Source organism: Virgibacillus siamensis, assembly GCF_900162695.1.
Classification (GTDB): domain Bacteria; phylum Bacillota; class Bacilli; order Bacillales; family Amphibacillaceae; genus Lentibacillus; species Lentibacillus siamensis_A.
Genome location: NZ_FUIH01000007.1, coordinates 1,851,242 through 1,872,300, shown reverse-complemented (window position 1 = coordinate 1,872,300; position 21,059 = coordinate 1,851,242). Strand labels below are relative to the sequence as shown.

The window sequence follows — 21,059 nt, the reverse complement described above, 5'->3', positions numbered from 1 at the left end:
TTGCTTTTTTTTGTATTTTTATTGATCAGTAAGTGCCGCAACAGAAAATGGGGGAAATGATTATGGAAGGAACTATTTACTCGATTATTCCGGCATTGTTAATGCTGGTGCTTGTATTACTCACACGAAGAGTACTGCTGTCGCTCGGGGCTGGAATCGTTGTCGGAGCATTATTTATTCACGATTTTGCAATTATCGGTTCATTGAAAGAAATATGGGCTGTATTTTATGGAATATTTGTGATAGATGGTCAGTTGAATGTCGGCAATTTCCAATTATTAGGGTTCTTGCTGTTACTGGGTGTATTAACAGCATTTTTGACCGCGTCCGGCGGAAGCAGAGCATTTGGGGAATGGATGATTAAACGGGTCAAAACCAGAGCAGGCGCTCAGGTGATGACTGGTGTTCTTGGATTAATTATTTTCATTGATGACTATTTCAACAGTCTGGCTGTAGGCCAGATTGCAAGGCCGCTGACGGACAGGCATAACATTTCACGGGCAAAGCTTGCTTATTTTATTGATTCAACTTCAGCCCCTGTGACTGTTATATCGCCTATTTCCAGCTGGGGTGCGTATATCATCGGAATTATTGGCGGACTATTGGCTGCAAATGAAATTACAGAAATACAGCCGCTGGAAGCTTTTATAAAAATTATTCCTTTGAATTTTTACGCACTGGCAGCATTATTACTCGTGTTTTTAGTCGCATACTTCCGAATGGACATCGGGCCAATGCGAAAACATGAGGAGCGCGCCATGAACGAAGGAATCCTGCTTAATCCCGAAACAGATCATGTGCCGGGGGATTTGGGCGATGTGTTTGATCCGCACAGCAACGGGCGGATCTATCACTTACTTGTACCGATTGGTATCCTTATTGCAGCAACCGTAGCGGCAATGCTTATGACAGGGATAATGGCTAGCGGTACAGACGTTACATTGCTGTCGACGTTCGCAAACACAAACGTCAATCTTTCTCTGTTAATCGGAGGTGTTGCTGCTGTTGTGTCCGCCTGGATTTTCCATGGGCTGCAGCAGAAGCCGAAAGCGGGAATCATTAAGATTTTCGTTGAAGGTATTAAAACGATGCTGCCAGCCATTTATATTTTGCTGCTTGCCTGGATGATCGGTTCTATTATAGGTACCCTGGGAACCGGTGAGTATCTATCCCAAATTGTCAGTGATGCTTCGATCAGTCCGTCACTGCTCCCATTTTTATTCTTTGCGATTGCCGGGATAATGGCATTGGCAACAGGAACATCGTGGGGCACATTCGGCATTATGCTTCCGATAGCAGCAGAAGTTACATCGATAACCGATGTATCGATGCTGCTGCCATCCCTTGCAGCAGTACTAGCCGGATCCGTCTTCGGAGATCATTGCACACCGATTTCTGATACAACCATTTTGTCATCAACGGGTGCAGGCTCCAATCATATTGATCATGTGATGACACAGCTCCCATACGCTGTTATCGCAGCTGTTTCTGCTTCAATTGGTTATCTGGTAGTTGGTTTTACTGACTTGGTGGCAGTGGGATTGCTTGCATCCATCATTGTTATTATCGCAACTGCCTTGCTGATCCAATTTATGGAAAAAACCAAACATGAAAATTAAATACATGAATCCTTTCGCCTCATGGTGAAAGGGTTCTTTTAATAAAGATAAATTGAATATTACTATTTATATTTTTGACATAGTAGGAAAGTACCGGTATAATACAAGCAGAAATATCTGAAAAAAACAAAGATTACTAACATTCCTTGTTATAGTCGGACATACATTGATTGTAACAGGAAAAAGGGGGAGGTCTAATCATGGAAACTCGTTCACAATGGGGTTCGAGAGCAGGGTTTGTTTTAGCGGCAGTTGGTTCTGCTGTTGGATTAGGGAACATCTGGCGTTTTCCTGCAGTTGCTTATGAAAATGGAGGGGGAGCATTTTTTATACCCTATCTGATTGCATTATTGACCGCTGGTATTCCAATTCTGATTATGGAATTTACCATGGGTCATAAATATCGGGGTTCCGCACCACTGACGTACAATCGCATAGGCGGAAAGAAAGTCGAATGGATAGGCTGGTGGGCGGTAATTGTTGCCTTTGTTATTTCAACCTATTATTCTGTAATAATTGCCTGGGCAATATCGTATTCCATCTTTTCATTTAATCTGAGCTGGGGGGATGACACAGAAACATTCCTGTTCAGCGATTACTTAAACCTTGCCGATCCGGGTCAGGTTGGCGGATTTGTGCCAGGGGTGCTAATCCCGTTAATCATCGTTTGGATTGTTGTACTTGGAATTTTATTTAAAGGTGTTAAAAAAGGTATTGAAATTGCAAACAGGATTTTCATTCCTGCATTAGTAATTATATTCCTTATTATCGTTATACGTGCTGTAACATTACCAGGTGCAATAGAAGGCCTGAATGCATTTTTTGAACCAAACTTTGATAAAATATGGGATCCAAGTGTCTGGGTCGCTGCTTATGGGCAAATTTTCTTCAGTATGTCGATTGCATTTGCTATCATGATCACATACTCCAGTTATCTGCCTAGAAAAACAGACTTAACGAACAACGCCTTTATCGTCGGATTTGGTAACTCCAGCTTTGAATTGCTATGTGGTATCGGCGTATTTGGTGTACTTGGGTTCATGGCTTCCCAGCAAGGAGTGCCTGTTGATGAAGTTGTTACAGGTGGTGTCGGTTTGGCATTTGTCGTATTTCCGGCAATCATTAACGAATTTCCGGCATTAAATGAACTATTCGGGTTCCTGTTCTTTATTTCACTCGTACTTGCCGGAATAACATCACTTATGTCCATCACAGAAACATATGTAGCCGGACTGGTGGATAAGTTTAAAATTTCCCGTAACAAAGCTGTTCTGTTCGGCGGCGGAACTGCGGCCATCATATCCTTATTGTTTGCGACAAGAGGCGGACTGAACTTCCTTGACGCAGCCGATTACTTCATTAATCAATTTGGAGTAGCAATGCTCGGTCTGGTAGAAGTCATTCTGATGGCATGGTTCCTGCGCAAACTGGGAACATTCCGCAGCCATGCGGACGAAATTTCGGATATCCAACTAGGCGGCTGGTGGACTGTCAGCCTGACTTTTATAACCCCAATTGTCTTGGGGTACACGATGTTCCAGCTGTTCAGAGATAACCTATTGAAGCTTTTTGAGACTCCGACAGGTAACTATGGGGGCTACTCCGACAGCTTTATTCTATACGGCGGCTGGTTCGTAGCTGGTGGTGCACTGATCATTGGAATCCTGCTTGCACTTGCCAAATGGAAAGCATCCGGAAACACAGATGAGAAAGACAAAAATAAAACTGGGGAGGCTAACTAAATGAGTGCTTCAGCAATAGTTGTTATGATCCTTGGTATGGTGATTATTTGGGGCGGATTAGCCGCCAGCATCACAAATGCGGTTAAAAAATCAAAGTAACTTTTAAGAGCCTTTACCTTATGCGGTAGAGGCTCTTTTTGATGGAAGTGGAGAAACGTGCCTGTGAAATTAAATTTTTTACTGTGCCAAGAATCGACCTTCAACGGGAGATATCGACCAATACCGGTGGGGAATCAACCTTCGAGTGCCGGAAATCGACCTTTCCTTGGGAGATATCAACCAACAAGGGCGAGAAATCAACCATCGTGCCCCGGAAATCAACCTTCACGTACCAGGGGGATCAACAGGACTCTAATCCTTCGCCATACGCTCCCATTTTCTCAAATACGGATAAGGGTCGAATGACCATTCGCTGTATCCATTATCTTTATACATCCCATAATGCAGGTGTGGCGGAAATTTGCCGGATGTTCCGGGTGGCCCATAACCGGTGGAACCGACTTTACCAAGCAGATCACCAGGCTTAACAACTTGTCCAACTTCAATATCATCATTATACCCGCTCATGTGTCCGTAATAATGATAAATATTGTAGATGTCGCGAATCCCGATACGCCAGCCGCCGTACAGATTCCAGCCCATCATCTCAATAACACCATATGTGGTTGATTTCACCGGAGTGCCATAATCGGCAAAAATATCTGTACCTTCATGTATTCGCAGACCTCCGAAACCCCGACGATCCCCCCATGTGCTGCGGTAGCTGTAATTATATTTGGTGGAAACCGGAAAATCCCGGTCCTTCAGCTCAATTGTTTTAAATTTGCGGAAGACTTTTGCCGTGTTCATGATTGTCTGAACAGTTAAATCCCGGTGGTAAAAATTCCAAAGTGCAATTTTTACCTCATCTTTTGTTGGTCCATATTCCATAATGATATTGGCCATTGTAAAAAGCGCATCTTCCGGATTATTCGGATTAGCCTTCCCATTACCGTTTCCATCACGGCCTTTACCATGGAAGAACTGAATAAAATTTTCGGCCTTTATTTTGGAACTGTTACCGATTCCGAACCAGATTTCGGGAGGAATGGATATCGAAATAAGCTTCTCTTCTTCATCATCTTTTTTGCTATTCCGTTCGTATTGATCGATTGCTGCAATATAATACCATGGCAATTGTGTAACTGCCTCCGTTTTTTTATAAAGTGCCATACGCTCATCAAATAATTCCTCATCCTTATCCTCAGCATGAACAGATTGCGCATGGAGCAGAAAGGCAGCAGTCAAGGCAAACAGAATACATTTTTTAACATATTTCATATAATTTAATTTCCACCTCCTTATCACGGCAGTTTTGTATGATTAATCACCTTGTGGCGATTTCTTCATCTCACGGATGATAATGTCAAGAGTGTTGTCATAACTGTCGTCCTGTACATTGGAATTATGCAAACTGTGGATATCCTGAATCAGTGTATCATCTCCAGATACATACACATGGAAATAACCCGGAACAGCAGATACGGCTGTTTTTTTGGCAATCTCCGCCGCTTCTTTTTCTTTCAATTGATCGTTTTTATCATAAGCAATTAACACTTCTTTGTCGGTCACAAGTGTAGCGACTTCCTCAAATCCGTCATTCCGAAGAATAATCCGGGTAATCATGTTTGCCAGTTTGGTGCGATCGATACGCACCGAATGATCACGCTCTGCATCATTATTTAATTGATCTTTCGTATACCGCACATAACCAAGTTTCTTATCTTGTTCCGAGTTTCCGGGTGCACTTTCATTGGAAGGATCAAGTTCATCTGTAATCTGATCCCGTTCATCAGTTGCATTGTCTGGGTTATCATTATTGGCGCAGCCTGCCAATGCCGCACTTATCAACAGGAGAGAAAGCAATAACATTCTGGTCATTTTTATCAGCCTCCGAATTTTTACTATGGCTTTAGTTTGTTGAAATTAAAAAAAATCATACCAATTAATAATGAATTGCTGGTTGCAACAGTAAGAAAATGTGATAAACTAAAGACAGCTTTTTGCGAGGTGACGTGTAATTGATTGAAATACAAGGCAAGACCTACGAAATAATTGAAAATGTTAAAGATGGTTTTCAGGAAGACCGTCTGAATGAGCGATATTCTGATATCCTGTCAAAGTATGATTTCATCGTAGGCGACTGGGGATACGAACAACTCCGATTAAAGGGGTTTTATGATGACCAGAACCCCAAAGCTGCATTCGATACAAAAATCAGTACATTGGATGATTATCTTTATGAGTATTGCAATTTTGGCTGTGCATATTTCATTATGAAAAAAGTGGATAAATAAAAGCAGCAGTCCATCAGGAACTGCTGCTAATCCTCATCAATGTCATCCACATCATTCGTTTGATCACCGGGTTCATCATGCAGCGGATGAGCTCCGGGTGTTTGTCTCGGCAAATCATCGTGCTGCAGTTTATCCGGATAGATAAAGGCGCTTTGCCGCCGTTGCCCTTCCGTCCATGGGGTTGATTTCGTATATGGCGGCTCTTCGTCATTGATGGAAGATCCAAACGGCCCCTCCGGAAATTCTTCGGGGATCAGGTTTTCCCGGACATTTTTCACATTGGAAAAATCACGATATTCTTTCTTGCTTCCTTTTGTCATTTTATCATCCTTTCTTTCCGTTTATCTTTTGATAATAATCAAAGCGAAAACCATGCCAATTTCCTCCAATAAATGATTGGTTCCTTACTACTAAAAAAATATCTCGAATTCGAGATAAATGTCACAAGATACACAATAATTAAAAATAGATAAAAAGAACTATAATGAAACATAATGCCTATTTAATAATAAGTTAATCAGACAAAAAATAGTTATTAATAACTATTTTTTGTCTGATTTGTTACAGAGGTTTAACATTTTTGCATTAAAGGTATAAGAAGAAGCAACTACATAATTCTTACTGCCCATTGTAACCAAATTGACATATTTTAAATTTATGTAATCATGTAGTATATATAAACCTTGAATAAAGCTATAATTATGTCTTATTTAATGAAGGGAAAGAGGGTCAATGAATGCTTGAATCGAAAAGAAAGGCAATAATATTTTTTCTCATTGCACTTGTATTAGCATTGGTATCAGGTTTCCTGGTATTGAAAAAAGTTCAGGCTTTGAACAGCAATCTGGGGACAATTGTGACGATATATGTCGCGAAAGATGATATTTCTTCAAGATCGGTAATAACACCAGATGATATTACAACCGATGAGATACCTAAAAAATATCTTCGTGATGAACACATAACAAACCCTGACACGTTGGTAGGAAAAGTTGCGGTAGTCCCTGTGGATAAAGGCGACATTATCACGAAAAACATTTTAAAGGAAGCATCAACCGTTACAGAGGCCGGAAACAGATTGATTACCTTGATAAAATCTGAAAAGGTATTCTTTGATGAGGAGTTAATTGCACTTGATCGAGTCGATATCATTGTTTCGCATAGTTTTGAGGAAAAGCCGGTAACTGAAGTTTTCATGAAGGATGTTAAGGTAGCCAGAGTGGCTAAGAAAAAAGGGAAATTTCAAGGGGTACAACTGGAAGTTCCGTTTGAAAAAGTTCCTGAATTAATACATATGCAAAACTATGCTGACAGCCTAAGAATTGTTAAATCAAGTGTGGGTCAAATGCAGGAACAGCAATCAAATGAACAGCAAACTTCTGAATCTGAAGAAGAGGAAGCGAAAAAGGAATCCGATAACGAGAAAACAAATGATAAGAAGAAAAACGAATCCAAGGATTCAAAAGATAAGAAAAAAGAACAGCAAAAAGATTCTGGTAAAGATGAAAACAAAAAAAGTGATAAGTAATAATTGAAGCACATAGCAATGTAGTTGGAGGACACAAATGAGTATAGTTAATGACATTTATGTTTTAGGAAACAACGAAGAATTAATTGCTTCGTTAAATGAGAAAATTAACGAATCTTTTCAATTGCATTTTGTTTCAGCAGCCGATTTAACCAAATATAATGCACAATTAATCATTATTGTGAACGAAGGTAAGTCAGCTGTTGATGATGCACAGATTGTTCTGGCAGAAAATCCGAATGCATCTATTATTTGTATAAATGATCAAGAGGATTTTGAATTGTTAAGAGGTCTTATTAGATTAGGAGTTTCCGAGTTTTATGTACTTCCGGGTGAAGAGCTTATTTTCATGGAAAGACTTGAGGCGATGTCGAGAGAAGCGGGGAGCCGGGATGACAAAACTGCTGACAGCTTTAAACGCGGTGGGGGAAAGGTATTTGCATTCTACAGCGGTAGCGGTGGTACCGGGAAATCCTTAATAAGCACAACATTTGCCCAAACATTGAAACTTGAATCAACGGCGAAAGTTCTGTTTATCGACTTGAATCTTCAATATGGCGGTGCTGAAACCTTTTTGGGAATCGAAAGCAACCGGTCAATTATCGATTTGTTGCCAGTAATAGATGAAATTGGAGAACATCATATTAGAAATGTCTCCGAAAAAGAAGAACATTCCGAGTTAAACGTATTAGTTAGTCCAAGGGATGCTGAACTGGCGGAAAAAATCAACGAAAACTTTATTCTAAAACTGCTGCGCGCCGCAAAACGCAGCTATGATTTCATTGTTGTTGATCTGCCAGTCTCAATGGATGAGAAAACATTTACCGTATTGGAAGAAGCACATCGAATCTATTATGTTATGAATATCGATACAGTAGCGATTAGTGTACTAAAAAGTGTGGAAACATTATTCCAACGTTTAGGGATTATTACGGAAGATCGAATGGAATTTGTCATGAACTTTAAAGGTAAAGAAAAAGAACTGACAAAGAAAGATATGGAACGATTTGTATCCTATGGAATAGCAGCGGAAATCAGAAAGGATATAAAACACGTTCAAGCATATATCAATCAGGGTGAACCATTACGTAAGGTGCCACAGGAAAAGAAAATGACTCCAGTGGCAAAAGATATACATAAATGGGTTCACTCCATGCTGAAATAATAAACAGGTGGTGGTATCATGTCCCTCTTTCAAAGAAGTACAGCTAATAAACCAGATAATGACATCGATACTAGTTTTGTGTCCAACCGCGGCTATATAGATGAATTAGTCGAACATTATAAGACCAGGCTTTTGACGGAAGTGAATCTCGAACAAATTACAAGGCTGAATGAATCGGATAAACGGTTGAAGATTGAACGGTTTATCAATCAGTTTATGTCAGAGGAAAAGGTAGTAATTCCACGCCAGGATAAAGAATCTCTTCTATCCATGTTAATTGATGAGAGTGTTGGCTTTGGTCCATTGGAACCATTGTTGAAAGATGATTCCATTACGGAAATACTTGTCAATGCACCAACAGAAATTTACGTGGAACGAAAAGGCAGGCTGGAACGGGTGAATGTATCATTTAAAGATGAGTCGCACGTTCGGCATATTGTTGATCGTGTGGTTGCACCTTTGGGAAGAAGAATTGATGAAAGTTCGCCTATGGTTGATGCCAGATTGCCGGATGGAAGTCGGGTAAATGCCGTTATTGCTCCAATTAGTCTGGGAGGAACAATTCTTTCCATTCGAAAATTTCGAAAGACACCTTTTCTGATGGATGATTTACAGGAATATGATACGTTTACACAGCAGATGTCTATATTTCTGCAAGCATTGGTGGAAACAAAACTAAGTGTATTAATCTCCGGTGGAACCGGTAGTGGTAAAACCACTTTGCTGAATGCAATGGCTAAATCGATACCGCTTGGTGAACGGGTTATAACAATTGAAGATTCAGCGGAACTCAGACTTGATCGACCTAATGTTGTGGGGATGGAGGCCCGTCCGCCAAACGTTGAAGGCAGCGGGGAGGTTACAATTCGAAATCTTGTTAAAAACTCGCTGCGAATGCGTCCCGATAGAATCATAGTCGGTGAGGTGCGTGGTGCGGAAGCATTCGACATGCTTCAGGCAATGAATACTGGTCACGAAGGTTCATTGACAACCGTCCACGCGAACACACCAACAGATGCGGTTAACCGTGTTGAAGGGATGGTTGTTATGGCGGGTATGGATCTTCCTACACATGTTATTCGTGATTACATAGCCGGTGCATTGGACTATATTGTTCAAGCACAGCGACTTACCGATGGAACCCGTAAAATTACTAATATATCTGAAGTGGAAAAGACGGAAGGAAACAAAATCGAAATCCGGGATATATTTAGGTTCCAGCGTACAGGTGTTGATAGTGAAGGAAATATTAAGGGCTACTTCACACCAACTGGGATTATCCCGAAATGCATGCCACACTTGAAGGTTTTTGGAATTGATCTGGATATGGATTTCTTTACCCCAGTAGAGGAGGCAGATTATGAATATAGCAGTGTCCATACTTTATAGTTTAGCTGTACTTTCTCTACTGTTATTCGGTTACTATTATTTAGGGTATCGCACCCAGAAAAAGGAATGGAAACAGAAGGTCAGACAATGGTTCCCGGAAGAGGAACGTAAGAGCTTTATAAGTAAATGGGGTGACAATTTTGATGAAAAAGAGTCGTCCCAAGCATTGCACAATAAACTGCAAAATGCCAATTTAAAGCTCCTTCCTTCAGAATACATAGGTATTTTAATAGCTGGTTATTTGACAATATTTGTTTTGTTCTATTCAGTATTTGGGATGCCGATTCCGGTGGCGATATTGTTGCCAATACTGTTACTTTTTGTAGCAAATTATTTACTGTTTTACTTCAGAAAAAATAATTATGAAATCCGTTTTAATGAACAATTGGGTGAAATTTGCAGGATACTTGGTAATGCTGCAAGATCCGGATTGACCATAAACCAGGGGATTGATATCGTAGCACGGGAGGTTTCGGCCCCGGCAGGCGATGAATTTAAACGAATCTCGAATGAATTAAAACTCGGAGTGACGATGGAAAAGACTTTCCGGTCCGTGCAAAAGCGGAATAAATCAAGGGATTTTAATCTATTTATCGCTACCCTCCTGATTCAGAAAAAGACAGGTGGAAACCTGGCATTAACACTGGATACAATGGCGGATACGTTTGAAGAACGAAAGGTACTAGATCAAGTTATCAAAACGATGACTTCTGAAGAAAAATATATATCTTTTATTGTACCTGCATTGCCCATATTCCTGCTGTTGGTCATGAATAATGTAATTGATGGTTTTATTGAACCACTATTTTCAGGATTCGGCTTAATTATATTGGTTATATTTATTGTCGCAATTCTTTTATCGTTTTTCCTGATTCGAAAAATTACGAATATAAAGGTGTAGTTTATGGATGCATTAATAATTTTAACAATAATTGCTTTTTGGTTCTGCTGTCTGATTGCAATGAAACACTTCTGGAGTTTTCTTCGTGAGAAAAGATTTGCAATCGATCATGTTGCAGATGTAACACACATCGATCCATTTGAGAAAAAAGTAAAAAAGAAAAACCGAAGAGCTGAACTTTTTAGTCGTATCACAAATTATGCCGACGATTTTGCGGATTTGGGGCAAAGAATTAATTTTTTCAGTGAGAACCATATGGTGGAAGAATGGCTGAGAAAATCCGGAAACCCATTAAAACTGACTGTTTCCCGTTTTCAGGGATTGAAAATGTTTTTATTTATTATCGGTTTCTTTTCCGGATTGTTATCCATGGTTATTGGCCTGCCATTCTCTCAATATATGATTATATTTAATCCACTAATCGGTTATTTCATACCGATTATTCTGGTACGAAGGGAGGCAAAGAAACGTCAAACGTTAATTCGAAGAGACTTGCCCGATTTTATGGATACGGTAAGTACCAGTTTACAGGCGGGAGTTAGTCTGGATCATGCATTAAGGGAGGTGATTCGATATTTCGACGGTCCAATTCGTGAAGAGTTCACACGATTCAATCAGGAAATCGACCTTGGTGTTCCAAGAGAAAAAGCATATCGTGAACTGCTGAAACGAAACGATAATGAAGAATTTCAATCATTGATAAAGGCACTTATACAAGGAATGGACCTTGGAATACCGATAGCAAAAACGTTCAAAATTCAAGCGGAAGAGTTAAGGAAAATACGGCAGGAACAAGTGAAAGAGTTGGCGGCAAAAGCATCGCCGAAAGTAACATTGGTAACAACATTTTTAATCGCACCTGTTTCCATATTAATGATCGCTGGCTTAATGATCATGAATATGTTGATGGGTGAAAATAGTATTTTTAATTTATTTTAAAAACTAGGAGGAATTTTAAATGAAATTTATGAATGGAATTTACGCAAAGGCTATGAACAGAGTTGAGGAATTAAAGCAGGATGAAAAAGGATCTCAAACACTTGAGTGGATTGGTATTGCAGCGGTAATTGTTATTCTAGTTGGTGTTGTTTCTCAGGCATTCAGTGGTGGGGATTTTGGAGATACCCTTGTTGATAAGTTTAATGAGCTAATCGAAGATATTGGCTAACTAAATATAGATTATATTGTAAGAAATAAGGGGACCTTTACTACATGTCTAAAAAGATATTCTATATGTTCTTAATAGTATCTATGATTTTTATTATTGCAGGTTGCAGTGACGATAAAGATGACGAAGAAAATGCTACTGATACAGAAGTATCCAATGGGGAAGATACTGCAGCAAAATCAAAAGAAGGCAGTGATTCGTCAGAGGCTGATAATGAATCACAAAATAACACTATTTTAGAACAGGTACAGCCAATCCCGACAGATGTATCTGGCTTTGTTTCACAAAAGCCAGGTATGTTTGCGGGTAAAAGCGTTCATGACAATGAAAAAAAAGTAAAAAAGCAATTGAAAAAGTTACCGAATATGAGTGAAAATGCATCAAAAGATGAAATGAATAAATATTTGGCATATATGTATTGGTTAGTTGCAGAAGATTTGCCAAATCCGAAAGACATGATTAAGAAATGGGAGTTTGCCTCGTTTGGCAATCCTGATTTACCTGACTCACGCTATCATTTCAAAGAAAACTATAATATAGAGATTATATTAGACTCCAGTGGAAGTATGGCAGCAGTGGGGGCAGATGGTAAAACCAGGATGGAACTCGCAAAAGAAGCGATTAATAATTTCTTAAAGACTGTTCCTGAAAAAGCAAATGTATCATTACGGGTTTATGGACATAAAGGCTCAGGTTCGGATGCTGATAAAAAGATGTCATGTAATGCAATTGAGCAAGTGTATGGATTTGCACCATATAAAGAAGCTAAATTTCAAAAGTCATTGAATAAATTTTCACCGAAGGGCTGGACCCCGATAGCCGCATCATTGAAACAATCTAAAAAAGCTTTAAAAAAATATGATGCAAAAAATAATACCAATTTGATTTACCTTGTCAGCGATGGGATAGGTACTTGCGGTGGAAATCCTGTAAAGGTTGCTGAATCTCTTTCAAAAGCAAATTCAAAACCAATTATAAATATAATCGGTTACCAGGCTGATGCAAAAGCTCAAAAGCAATTACAGGAAATGGCGGAAGTGTCTGATGGGATATATTCAACTGTAAACGATCCGAAAGGGCTAAAAGAGGAGTTTGAGCGTGCTGAAGAAGTTCTTGAAGCATGGGAAGAATGGAAAGAAGATGCAATTGATGACCTTGACGCCAAAAGTGTTGAAAACTCATTCGACATATTGGAACTTACCAATGATTGGTACTCTAACGCGCTTTCACAGGGTAACCATTTGGTAACAGTAGTAAGCATGTTAGAAGAGATGGAGAAAATTACATTTGATCAGGAACAAAAAATGAAAGATATGGCAGAAAAAATTAATGATCATATTAAAGAATTGAATGATGTTATTGGTGAAAACTTGGAAAACATCAGTGCTGAAAATATCAAAAAAACCAAAAAGACTGTTCAAGAAAAGTTTGATACACAGGCACAGAAATAACACCCAGAATTAATGAATTAACGGGGTGATGGACATTGACAATTGGATAAAAAAGTTATTAATTTTGATTTCAATTTCATTTATTGCTTTTTTTCCGGTATTGACACCTACAGTATACGCTGTCAGTTCATGGTCGGGTGATACCTGGGAAGGTGATACCTGGTCAGGAGATAAATGGAATGGGAATCCTTGGGATGGATCTGAACTTGAATGGGATGGCAGTCCATGGGAAGGTTCTGACTGGGAAGGTACTGAGGGAACAGATTGGTTAGGTTATGAATGGAGCAGCCTCCCCTGGTATATGGAAGGCTGGACTAAAGACGGCTTTAATGGAAATGGAACAGACGGAAATCCCTGGACTAAAGACGGCTTTAACGGGAATGAAACAGACGGAAATCCCTGGACTAAAGACGGCTTTAACGGGAATGAAACAGACGGGAATTCATGGACCAAAGATGGATTTAATGGAAATGAAACAGATGGAAATCCATGGACCAGGGATGGATTTAATGGAGAGACAACAACAGGAAATCCATGGGCATTATCGGGTTATCCGGGAATTGGTTTTCAGTATGCCCCTTGGTCAAATTCTGGATTTTCTGGAAACACCACCGATAATCAGTCTTTCTATGACTCTCCTTTTTACAAGGCAGGGCATTATTTAGTAAATGATGTGGCAAACAGTAGTGCAAACTTTGTTAATGATAGTTTGAATTATGCCCTCGGAATTGAGGGAGGAAAATTCAGACCATGGAAATTTGGCTCAAATTTTTTACTCAATAGCACGAAGTTGTTTTTGGGTGATAATGAGTTTGTAAGTGCTGTTGATGCAGGGTTCAAAGGCTATGACGCATATGATAACGTGAGAGACATTCGGGGAATGGCAAAAAAATTCGCCGATGTTTCAGAGTCAGCACAAAAAGCCTCACAAAGTGTTTCAAGTACATCAAGTATTGGTAAGTATGCTGAATTATTTCGTGATTCAGGCTCAAAGCTACTACATAATACTGATTTTTCCAAGATCAAAGGTACTTGGCAAAGTATGGGGGCATTATCCAAATTTAATGCAGGTTTATCCGCTGTAAATACTGCTGTATCTGCATATAAAACTGGCCAAAGTATAAGTACATTCGTGGATAAAGTTGGTAGTGATGCTTCGGGAACCGAAGTGACATCGGCTGGTGCGGATATCGGAGCAAACTTTGGAGAAACCTTAATGAGTGCTGGTGGTGTATCAATGGCGATACCCGGGGGGCAAGCGATAGGTGCTGGTCTTGCCGCAGCGGGTGCAGGGATATATGTAGTATCTAAAGGCGTAAAGCTATTTGCGGATAATTGGAAAGGAAACCTTTGGGATACTGGAAAATCTTTAGCTAAAAAAGCTGGTAACGCGGTAAAAGATACTGCCAAAAAAGCCTGGGATACTGTAACAGGTTGGCTTTCTTAACAGAATAGGATTATAATCCTATTCTGTTATGCTCAATGCAAGATAGTGTTAAATGGTATAGACTTATACATTGCGAGGGATGTCAAATGAAAATCAGTGCCAAAAAACTTCTTAAATTAGCTGAAAAACACAAAAAATTCTTTGAAAATACTACAGTTAATCTTAATGGATTTATGGTGAATAATGCAGTTTACTATTTTGCGATATACGAAAATAAGATGACTGCATCAATAAAGGGATACGCTGTAGTTACTCCAGACAACGGTAATAAAAATGATGCATTAAAGGCTCTTACTCCACATGTTTATTACTCAGTGAGTGAACATAACATAACAAATAAAGGTGAATCCCGCGCAAATTTAGATTTTTCAATGCATGAAAAGATAAAGATGTATTTAAAAACTGTAATAGATTCAGAGATTTTAGATAGTGAAAAAGAGGTTATTTATAAAAGGGCGTATGATACCTTAAATTCAATGCAGGAACTTCAAAATCAACTAATTAATCTTCTTACCAGGGCAAGAAATATTATAGAACGTGTGAATGAAAAAGGTTTGTTTACTTTTGAGGAGGTGGAGTGCTTAGTTAAATATATCCCTGAATTTGATTTAATACAGTATAAACAATTGAAGCCAAGGTATGATACCCGAAAGGATTTTGATTTTATTTATCAAAATCGGGAAAATGTAAATGAATCTGTGGATACAAACTTATTAAGAGAAATGACAAGTTCAGCTGCCGAAGATGACTTGGAAAGGTCTCTTAATGAACTAACAAAAGACAGGGTCTTGGGCGAACATTATTCATATAAGGAATTATATGATAAATGGCTTAACAGATATTATAGGGATCTGGATGAGCTAGTTGAAGTTGACCATGAAAAATTACGTTTCCCATAGTTTTTTTACAAAATAATAACCGATATGTAGTAGAACGGATGGGATAACTATCTAATTTTATCCCATAACCGGAAGGAGATAATAATGGAACATCCACTTAGAAATACATGGCAACTATATACAGGGAAATTCGAGAAGGTTTTTGTAATAATGATTATCACAACATTTCCATTATTACTGCTTCATTCTTTTGTAACTAACTATGTGTATGCAATAACACCAAGTTTTACTGTAAGGTATTCGTATGCAGATATCTACTATGGGTTTTTGACTGTATTGTTTTTTCTCTATGCACAGACTCCCTATATTAGATATGTGTATAATGAATATCGTGGAAAAGAGCATAGCTTACGGGATGCATTGTTTCAATTCATTGTAAATGGATTTACCGTATTTGTATTCGCATGTTTGCTTTCTTTCATTTCTACAATTGGTTTTATGTTATTTCTGATTCCGGGATTGGTTCTATTATCAATTTTTTTCCCGATTCCATACATTAGCATTTTTGATGGAAAGTCTGTATGGAGGTCTTGCAAAGAGGGTTTTCGAATTGGAAAAAAACATTTTTTAAAAATATTGTTGCTTATATTATTTACGGGACTCCTTGAAGCTGGTGTCGGAGTAGTACTGTCAGTTCAAATTTTTAAAATCTCGTCGTCATTTACCGCACAGATTATAACGCAAATGACTTTAAATATATTATTTTTTCCATTCGTTATTATGTATTTGACATCCTTGATTATAAAATGGCGGGAGTCAGAGGATACACTTGATGTTGAAACTGAAAACGTATTTTAATTACTTGTTAAGGAGGGAATTATGAAGCATCCACTTAAACTAACTTGGGAATTATATATGGGTGAATTTGAAAAAGTTCTTGTATTAATGCTTACGACAACATTGCCATTATTAATTTTGCACTCATTCGTAACCAATTACATATATGCTATCACTCCAAGAACCACTCCTATTTATTCATTTGCGGACATATATTACGGTTTAATAACTTTATTAATTTTTATCTATGCCCAGGTACCATATATTCGTTTTGTGTATAACGAAGAAGAAGGAAACGAATATAGCTTACGGAATGCCATTTATATTTTTTTTTCAAATGGATTCACAGTATTTGTCTTTGCCTGTATTGTTTCGATTTTAATAACTGCGGGTCTGACGTTATTCATAATTCCTGGGTTGATCATATTAATACTATTTTTCCCGATTCCATATATTAGTGTATTTGACGGTAAATCTGTATGGAAAGCATTTAAGGAAGGATTCCGGATTGGCAGAAAACGTTTTTTCAAAATTGCATTAATTATTCTTGTTTCGGGTGTTTTAGAACTGGGATTGGGAATTCTTACAACAACCCAGTTAATAAAAATTACAGATTTGTTTGCTGCCCAGCTTATTACACAAATGGTATTAAATTTGATATTTTATCCATTCATTATTTTTCTTGTTACATTTTATATAATTAAGTGGAGAAAGTCACTGCAGACATTGGATGTTGATAATTCACGTTTTTGACTCTTTTAAAGGAAAAGTGTTTTCTATATATCTCCATTAAATTACTTAGAAATGAGGGAAGTTTATGAGCGGATTAATTAAAAAAATCTTAGTTTCCTTGGCAATAATCTTTGTTATCTTTCAACCTGTATTAACTCCTGTTGCCTTTGCAGTGGGACCATGGGAGGGTGACACTTGGGAAGGAAATCCGTGGGAAGGAGATTCTTGGGAAGGTAATGATACACAATGGTCCGGGGACACCTGGTCCGGAGATACCTGGGAAGGAAACTCCTGGGATGGTGACAGTTTACTGTGGTCAGGAAACCCCTGGGAAGGTAAGAGTTGGGAAGGGAATAGCACGAACGGTAACGGAACAGACGGCAATGGAACAGAAGGAAATGTCACGGACGGTAACGGAACAGACGGCAATGGAACAGAAGGAAATGTCACGGACGGTAACGGAACAGACGGCGATGGAACAGAAGGAAATGTCACGGACGGTAACGGAACAGACAGCGATGGAGCAGAAGGAAATGTCACGGACGGTAACGAAACAGAAGGCAATGGAGCAAAGGAAAACGGTACGCCCGGTAATGGCACAGACAATGATGTTGGATTGGAAGAGTATTCAAAGCTCCCTTACGAATATAACGTAGGTAAATATATTGTCAATGATGTGGTAATGGGTCAGGCCAAGCTGATGGGTGACTATCAAACTTATATGAAGATGAAAGACCTCGGCTACAACCCTAAGTTTAACTATGGTGGCAGGTTTTATTCCAATATACTTATGAACGGGGTTAAACTTGGTGTTGGGAATAATGCCATTAATAGTATGTATGATACATATACACATGTGGCTGATGGTGTTAAAGGTGTGCAGGATTTTCGTACTGCACGTCAATTTGCTTCAACGACTGATACATTAGCGGATGCAGCTAGAACAGCTGATAATTTCACCCCGCCAGCGGCTTCTGTAGGTGCATTATCAAAATTAAATGTTGCTGCAGCAGTTGTTGGCACGGGAGTTTCTGCATTCGAAACGGGATATAAAGGTGCCAAGGCATATGATGTTTTAACCAGTGATGCATCCGGGGCTGAAAAAACTTCCGCTGTTGCTGATGCAACGGCAAGCCTGGGAAATACGTTGATGAACGCCGGTGTTGTTGCTTCAGCAATACCAGGCGGTCAGGCAATTGGTGCTGGTATGGTAGCCGTTGGAGCGGGTGTTTGGGTAGTTTCCAAAGGTGTTAAATTATTTGCGGATAATTGGAAAGGTAATTTATGGGATACTGGGAAGCATTTAGCGAAAAAAGCAGGAAACGCGATTAAAGATGTTGCGTCCAGTGCATGGGATACAGTAACTGGATGGTTTTAATAATGAAGAAAGCCTTATCTAAGAATCTGTGTTAGAAAGGATGCTAAGGTTGTCAGAGGTAGATCAATCAATCAAACAAAAAGCCAATAAGTATAAAAAGTTTTTTGAGAAAGTGAAATTTAATCCACAGCACTTTCGATTAGAGGATGCAGATTATTACCTTGTCTATTATCAAAAGAGAATAGTTGATAAAACAAAGGCAGCCGTTTTGTCATCAGGCAGTAATACGTCCTTGGAAAACTATGAAAAAGCTTTCGAATCGCTTATATTGCTGTTAACGATGACTGGCAATATTCAGAGGTATGGAATGGAACGGAAGAATATCGATATGCAAGCTTTTTATAAAACAAGAACTTTCCTGGAAACTGTACTTGAGAAAGCAGTGTTATTGGATAATGTACGTGAAAATTATAAAACATGTTGGAATTCGCTCAATACACAAATAGAGCTTCAGGAAAAGCATGTGAAACTTATGAATGAATATACGACTTATTATGATCAAAAGGAAATTGATGGTTCCAAATTTTTTCCTGAAGATATTGAATACGCGAAAGAAGTATTCCTCGAGATGGATTATATACAATATAAACAGCTGCTTGTAAATCGTGGTGCAGTTGATTTATTCGAAAAGATAGATCAAGATCGAAAAGATAATGAGCACGTAAATGAATTATCAAATCATGAAATCAATCAGTATATAAAGGAATTTGCAAAAGGTGAACGGAAATTAACGAAAGAAATCAATAGTGTAACTTATGTGGAAGGTTTGGAGGACATGAATATGAATGAGCATAAGGAAGCAGTATGGGACTATTTTTATAGCGAACAGCAAAAGCGGATTAATTCCATGAAAAAGGATATCCGGCATCCAAATCTATAAAATAGTAACTATAAGGGTAGGAGAGTGTATGATGCTTAAATGGTGGAGAAAAAAGGCAAAAAGTGAAGATGGTTCAGCAACAATAGAGTTTCTGGGGATTGTACCATTGGCTCTGATGTTGTTAATGATTATTGTCCAGTTTGTTGTTGGTGTTAATGCTGTATTAGTTACGCAATCGGCTGCAAATGAATATGCTACGGTATACTCTGTAACAGAAAATCCTGCCGAGGCCGCAACAGCTGCCAGAGAGATATTATCCTCCACCGGCAATTATTTGCAGGCAAGTTCAATTTCAGGTTCGAACTTGGGAAGTAAAGAGTTTTCTGCCAGCGTTAGTGTTAATATACATTTGATCTTTTTACCCGAAGAAATTTTGGGTTATTCCCTACCCTCTGTTCCCTATACCACTGAAGCCTATGGTCGGGTGATTGAGTGATGTGGAAATCTATCAGAAATGAAGAGGGAAATATTGCGCTATTTGTCCTCGGAATGCTAAGCATTATTATGATACTGCTTATTTTTGTGTTGAATTTAGGTGCTGCACTTGCTACGAAGGAGGATTCAACAACAACAGTACAACAGGCAAGCCTATCAGGTTCGAGTGTACTCTACGAAGAAGTTCGGAAGGTCATTTACGATTATGAACATGATACGCTGGAAGGAGCACTTCAAGCTTTCTTCAAGGACATTGAAGAAGATGTGGATGATCGAGCAACTGCATTGGCAAACAATGGAGCCTATAATGATTGGTCACAAAATGAAATTGAAGTGGAGGCATTTGACCAAGTATTAACAGAAGAGCTAAACAAAGACGTTGTCAGGCAGAAATTACATGAGTTGCTTCAGAATAAACATATAGAACGAAAGGTCATAAATGAAGTGAAAGATACAATTACAGATAATGGTGGTAAATTAGAGGGGGCAGTTTTATACATACGGGATAACCGATTTTATGTAAGAGCTGCAAATGAAATGGAAAGTGTATCATTTGATGGGTATATGGAAGGGTTAGAGGAGAACGTTTACCAGGAATCGGCCGGTCCGGAAATAGATTTCCTGGATGAAATCTGGAATTATAGTTATACGATTCCACTTGACAACTAATAGATTGGGGATATTGGAATGAAAGGGAAAAAGGTATTATTTTTAATTGGTTTATCAATTGTTATGCTATTAGCGGCCTGTGCATCCGAACAGGCTAAGGAGATTGTTGAATACCATAACAGCTATCTTAAAAATGTAAATGATAAAGGTGAAGAATTGGATAAAATTATTAAACAATCTCTCCAAGAGGCAAATCCAAAGGCTGCCTATCAAATGCAAAAGGAAAAAGCAATGCCAATTGTTAAAGATATTGCGGAATATCTGAAATCACAGGATCCTAAAACGGATGTTGTAAAGGAATTACATAGAATGCGACTCAACCAATTTGAGAAATGGGAAAAAGGCATGAATATGAAATTTGATGCAGTGAAAAAAATGGGTGAAGGAATTGGCGAGCAAAAAGCAAAAGAACTGGTGAATAAAGCAAATGAGCAATTGAAGAAGGCAATAGAGTTAGGGAAGAAAGCTGACGAGAAGTTTTTAAACTTAGCTGAGGAGTATAATGTCCAGCTAGATACGGAGTAAATAAACCTGTTCAGGGAG

At 38.7% G+C, this 21,059-nt stretch carries 23 protein-coding genes; 20 read left to right on the top strand and 3 right to left on the bottom strand.

Annotated elements, in window-relative coordinates:
- Positions 1–62: 62 nt before the first annotated feature.
- The 3 genes from B1K71_RS13245 (at position 63) to B1K71_RS13235 (ending at position 3,460) form a co-directional block, all read left to right on the top strand.
- Positions 63–1,619, top strand: a complete 1,557-nt coding sequence (locus B1K71_RS13245) for a Na+/H+ antiporter NhaC family protein (RefSeq protein ID WP_077327837.1) — start codon at positions 63–65, stop codon at positions 1,617–1,619.
- Positions 1,620–1,819: 200 nt separating this feature from the next.
- On the top strand, positions 1,820–3,361 hold the full coding sequence (locus tag B1K71_RS13240; protein WP_077327834.1) for a sodium-dependent transporter: 1,542 nt from the start codon (positions 1,820–1,822) through the stop codon (positions 3,359–3,361).
- Positions 3,362–3,460 carry a methionine/alanine import family NSS transporter small subunit gene (locus tag B1K71_RS13235; RefSeq protein ID WP_077327831.1) on the top strand — a complete coding sequence of 33 codons (99 nt, stop codon included), beginning with the start codon at positions 3,362–3,364 and terminating at the stop codon, positions 3,458–3,460.
- Between the two features lie 252 nt (positions 3,461–3,712).
- Here the strand turns inward: B1K71_RS13235 and B1K71_RS13230 are convergent, their stop codons facing one another.
- Positions 3,713–4,681, bottom strand: coding sequence for a M23 family metallopeptidase (locus B1K71_RS13230; protein ID WP_077327829.1), 969 nt, complete (start codon positions 4,679–4,681; stop codon positions 3,713–3,715).
- 42 nt (positions 4,682–4,723) lie between these two features.
- The gene (locus tag B1K71_RS13225) at positions 4,724–5,281 is read right to left on the bottom strand and encodes a YhcN/YlaJ family sporulation lipoprotein (RefSeq protein ID WP_077327826.1); all 558 of its coding nucleotides are present in this window, start codon (positions 5,279–5,281) and stop codon (positions 4,724–4,726) included.
- Positions 5,282–5,421: 140 nt separating this feature from the next.
- On the opposite strand from B1K71_RS13225, the gene B1K71_RS13220 reads away from it, so the two are divergent.
- Positions 5,422–5,697, top strand: a complete 276-nt coding sequence (locus B1K71_RS13220; protein ID WP_077327824.1) for a YutD family protein — start codon at positions 5,422–5,424, stop codon at positions 5,695–5,697.
- A 26-nt stretch (positions 5,698–5,723) separates the two neighbouring features.
- Here B1K71_RS13220 and B1K71_RS13215 read toward each other — a convergent pair whose 3' ends face one another.
- Complete coding sequence (locus B1K71_RS13215) at positions 5,724–6,017, bottom strand: hypothetical protein (RefSeq protein ID WP_077327821.1); 294 nt, start codon at positions 6,015–6,017, stop codon at positions 5,724–5,726.
- 416 nt (positions 6,018–6,433) lie between these two features.
- Here B1K71_RS13215 and cpaB point away from each other — a divergent pair, with 416 nt between their 5' ends.
- The 16 genes from cpaB to B1K71_RS13135 all read left to right on the top strand — a co-directional run bounded on the left by cpaB (position 6,434) and on the right by B1K71_RS13135 (position 21,041).
- Positions 6,434–7,225, top strand: coding sequence for a Flp pilus assembly protein CpaB (gene cpaB / locus B1K71_RS13210; RefSeq protein WP_077327819.1), 792 nt, complete (start codon positions 6,434–6,436; stop codon positions 7,223–7,225).
- Between the two features lie 37 nt (positions 7,226–7,262).
- Positions 7,263–8,390 (top strand): AAA family ATPase, encoded by a 1,128-nt coding sequence (locus tag B1K71_RS13205; protein ID WP_077327817.1) that lies wholly within the window; start codon positions 7,263–7,265, stop codon positions 8,388–8,390.
- Positions 8,391–8,408: 18 nt separating this feature from the next.
- Positions 8,409–9,779, top strand: a complete 1,371-nt coding sequence (locus B1K71_RS13200) for a CpaF family protein (protein WP_077327814.1) — start codon at positions 8,409–8,411, stop codon at positions 9,777–9,779.
- Positions 9,751–10,680, top strand: a complete 930-nt coding sequence (locus B1K71_RS13195) for a type II secretion system F family protein (RefSeq protein ID WP_077327812.1) — start codon at positions 9,751–9,753, stop codon at positions 10,678–10,680. The genes B1K71_RS13200 and B1K71_RS13195 overlap by 29 nt, the downstream gene beginning before the upstream one ends.
- Before the next feature lie 3 nt (positions 10,681–10,683).
- Positions 10,684–11,619 (top strand): type II secretion system F family protein, encoded by a 936-nt coding sequence (locus B1K71_RS13190; RefSeq protein WP_077327810.1) that lies wholly within the window; start codon positions 10,684–10,686, stop codon positions 11,617–11,619.
- A gap of 19 nt (positions 11,620–11,638) precedes the next feature.
- Complete coding sequence (locus tag B1K71_RS13185) at positions 11,639–11,848, top strand: Flp family type IVb pilin (RefSeq protein ID WP_077327807.1); 210 nt, start codon at positions 11,639–11,641, stop codon at positions 11,846–11,848.
- A gap of 44 nt (positions 11,849–11,892) precedes the next feature.
- On the top strand, positions 11,893–13,299 hold the full coding sequence (locus B1K71_RS13180) for a VWA domain-containing protein (RefSeq protein WP_077327804.1): 1,407 nt from the start codon (positions 11,893–11,895) through the stop codon (positions 13,297–13,299).
- 28 nt (positions 13,300–13,327) lie between these two features.
- Complete coding sequence (locus B1K71_RS13175) at positions 13,328–14,746, top strand: hypothetical protein (RefSeq protein WP_077327803.1); 1,419 nt, start codon at positions 13,328–13,330, stop codon at positions 14,744–14,746.
- Positions 14,747–14,832: 86 nt separating this feature from the next.
- Positions 14,833–15,645, top strand: a complete 813-nt coding sequence (locus tag B1K71_RS13170; protein ID WP_077327800.1) for a hypothetical protein — start codon at positions 14,833–14,835, stop codon at positions 15,643–15,645.
- An 84-nt stretch (positions 15,646–15,729) separates the two neighbouring features.
- A complete protein-coding gene (locus B1K71_RS13165) occupies positions 15,730–16,443 on the top strand; it encodes a hypothetical protein (protein WP_077327797.1) in 714 nt (237 codons plus the stop codon).
- 21 nt (positions 16,444–16,464) lie between these two features.
- Positions 16,465–17,175 (top strand): hypothetical protein, encoded by a 711-nt coding sequence (locus tag B1K71_RS13160; protein WP_077327794.1) that lies wholly within the window; start codon positions 16,465–16,467, stop codon positions 17,173–17,175.
- A 64-nt stretch (positions 17,176–17,239) separates the two neighbouring features.
- The gene (locus B1K71_RS13155) at positions 17,240–18,532 is read left to right on the top strand and encodes a hypothetical protein (protein WP_077327791.1); all 1,293 of its coding nucleotides are present in this window, start codon (positions 17,240–17,242) and stop codon (positions 18,530–18,532) included.
- Positions 18,533–18,581: 49 nt separating this feature from the next.
- Complete coding sequence (locus B1K71_RS13150; protein WP_077327788.1) at positions 18,582–19,412, top strand: hypothetical protein; 831 nt, start codon at positions 18,582–18,584, stop codon at positions 19,410–19,412.
- A 31-nt stretch (positions 19,413–19,443) separates the two neighbouring features.
- On the top strand, positions 19,444–19,848 hold the full coding sequence (locus tag B1K71_RS13145; RefSeq protein WP_139343333.1) for a TadE/TadG family type IV pilus assembly protein: 405 nt from the start codon (positions 19,444–19,446) through the stop codon (positions 19,846–19,848).
- Positions 19,848–20,516 carry a Tad domain-containing protein gene (locus tag B1K71_RS13140; protein ID WP_077327783.1) on the top strand — a complete coding sequence of 223 codons (669 nt, stop codon included), beginning with the start codon at positions 19,848–19,850 and terminating at the stop codon, positions 20,514–20,516. Before B1K71_RS13145 ends, B1K71_RS13140 begins: the two co-directional genes overlap by 1 nt.
- 18 nt (positions 20,517–20,534) lie before the next feature.
- On the top strand, positions 20,535–21,041 hold the full coding sequence (locus B1K71_RS13135) for a hypothetical protein (RefSeq protein WP_077327780.1): 507 nt from the start codon (positions 20,535–20,537) through the stop codon (positions 21,039–21,041).
- The last annotated feature ends 18 nt before the right edge of the window (positions 21,042–21,059 follow it).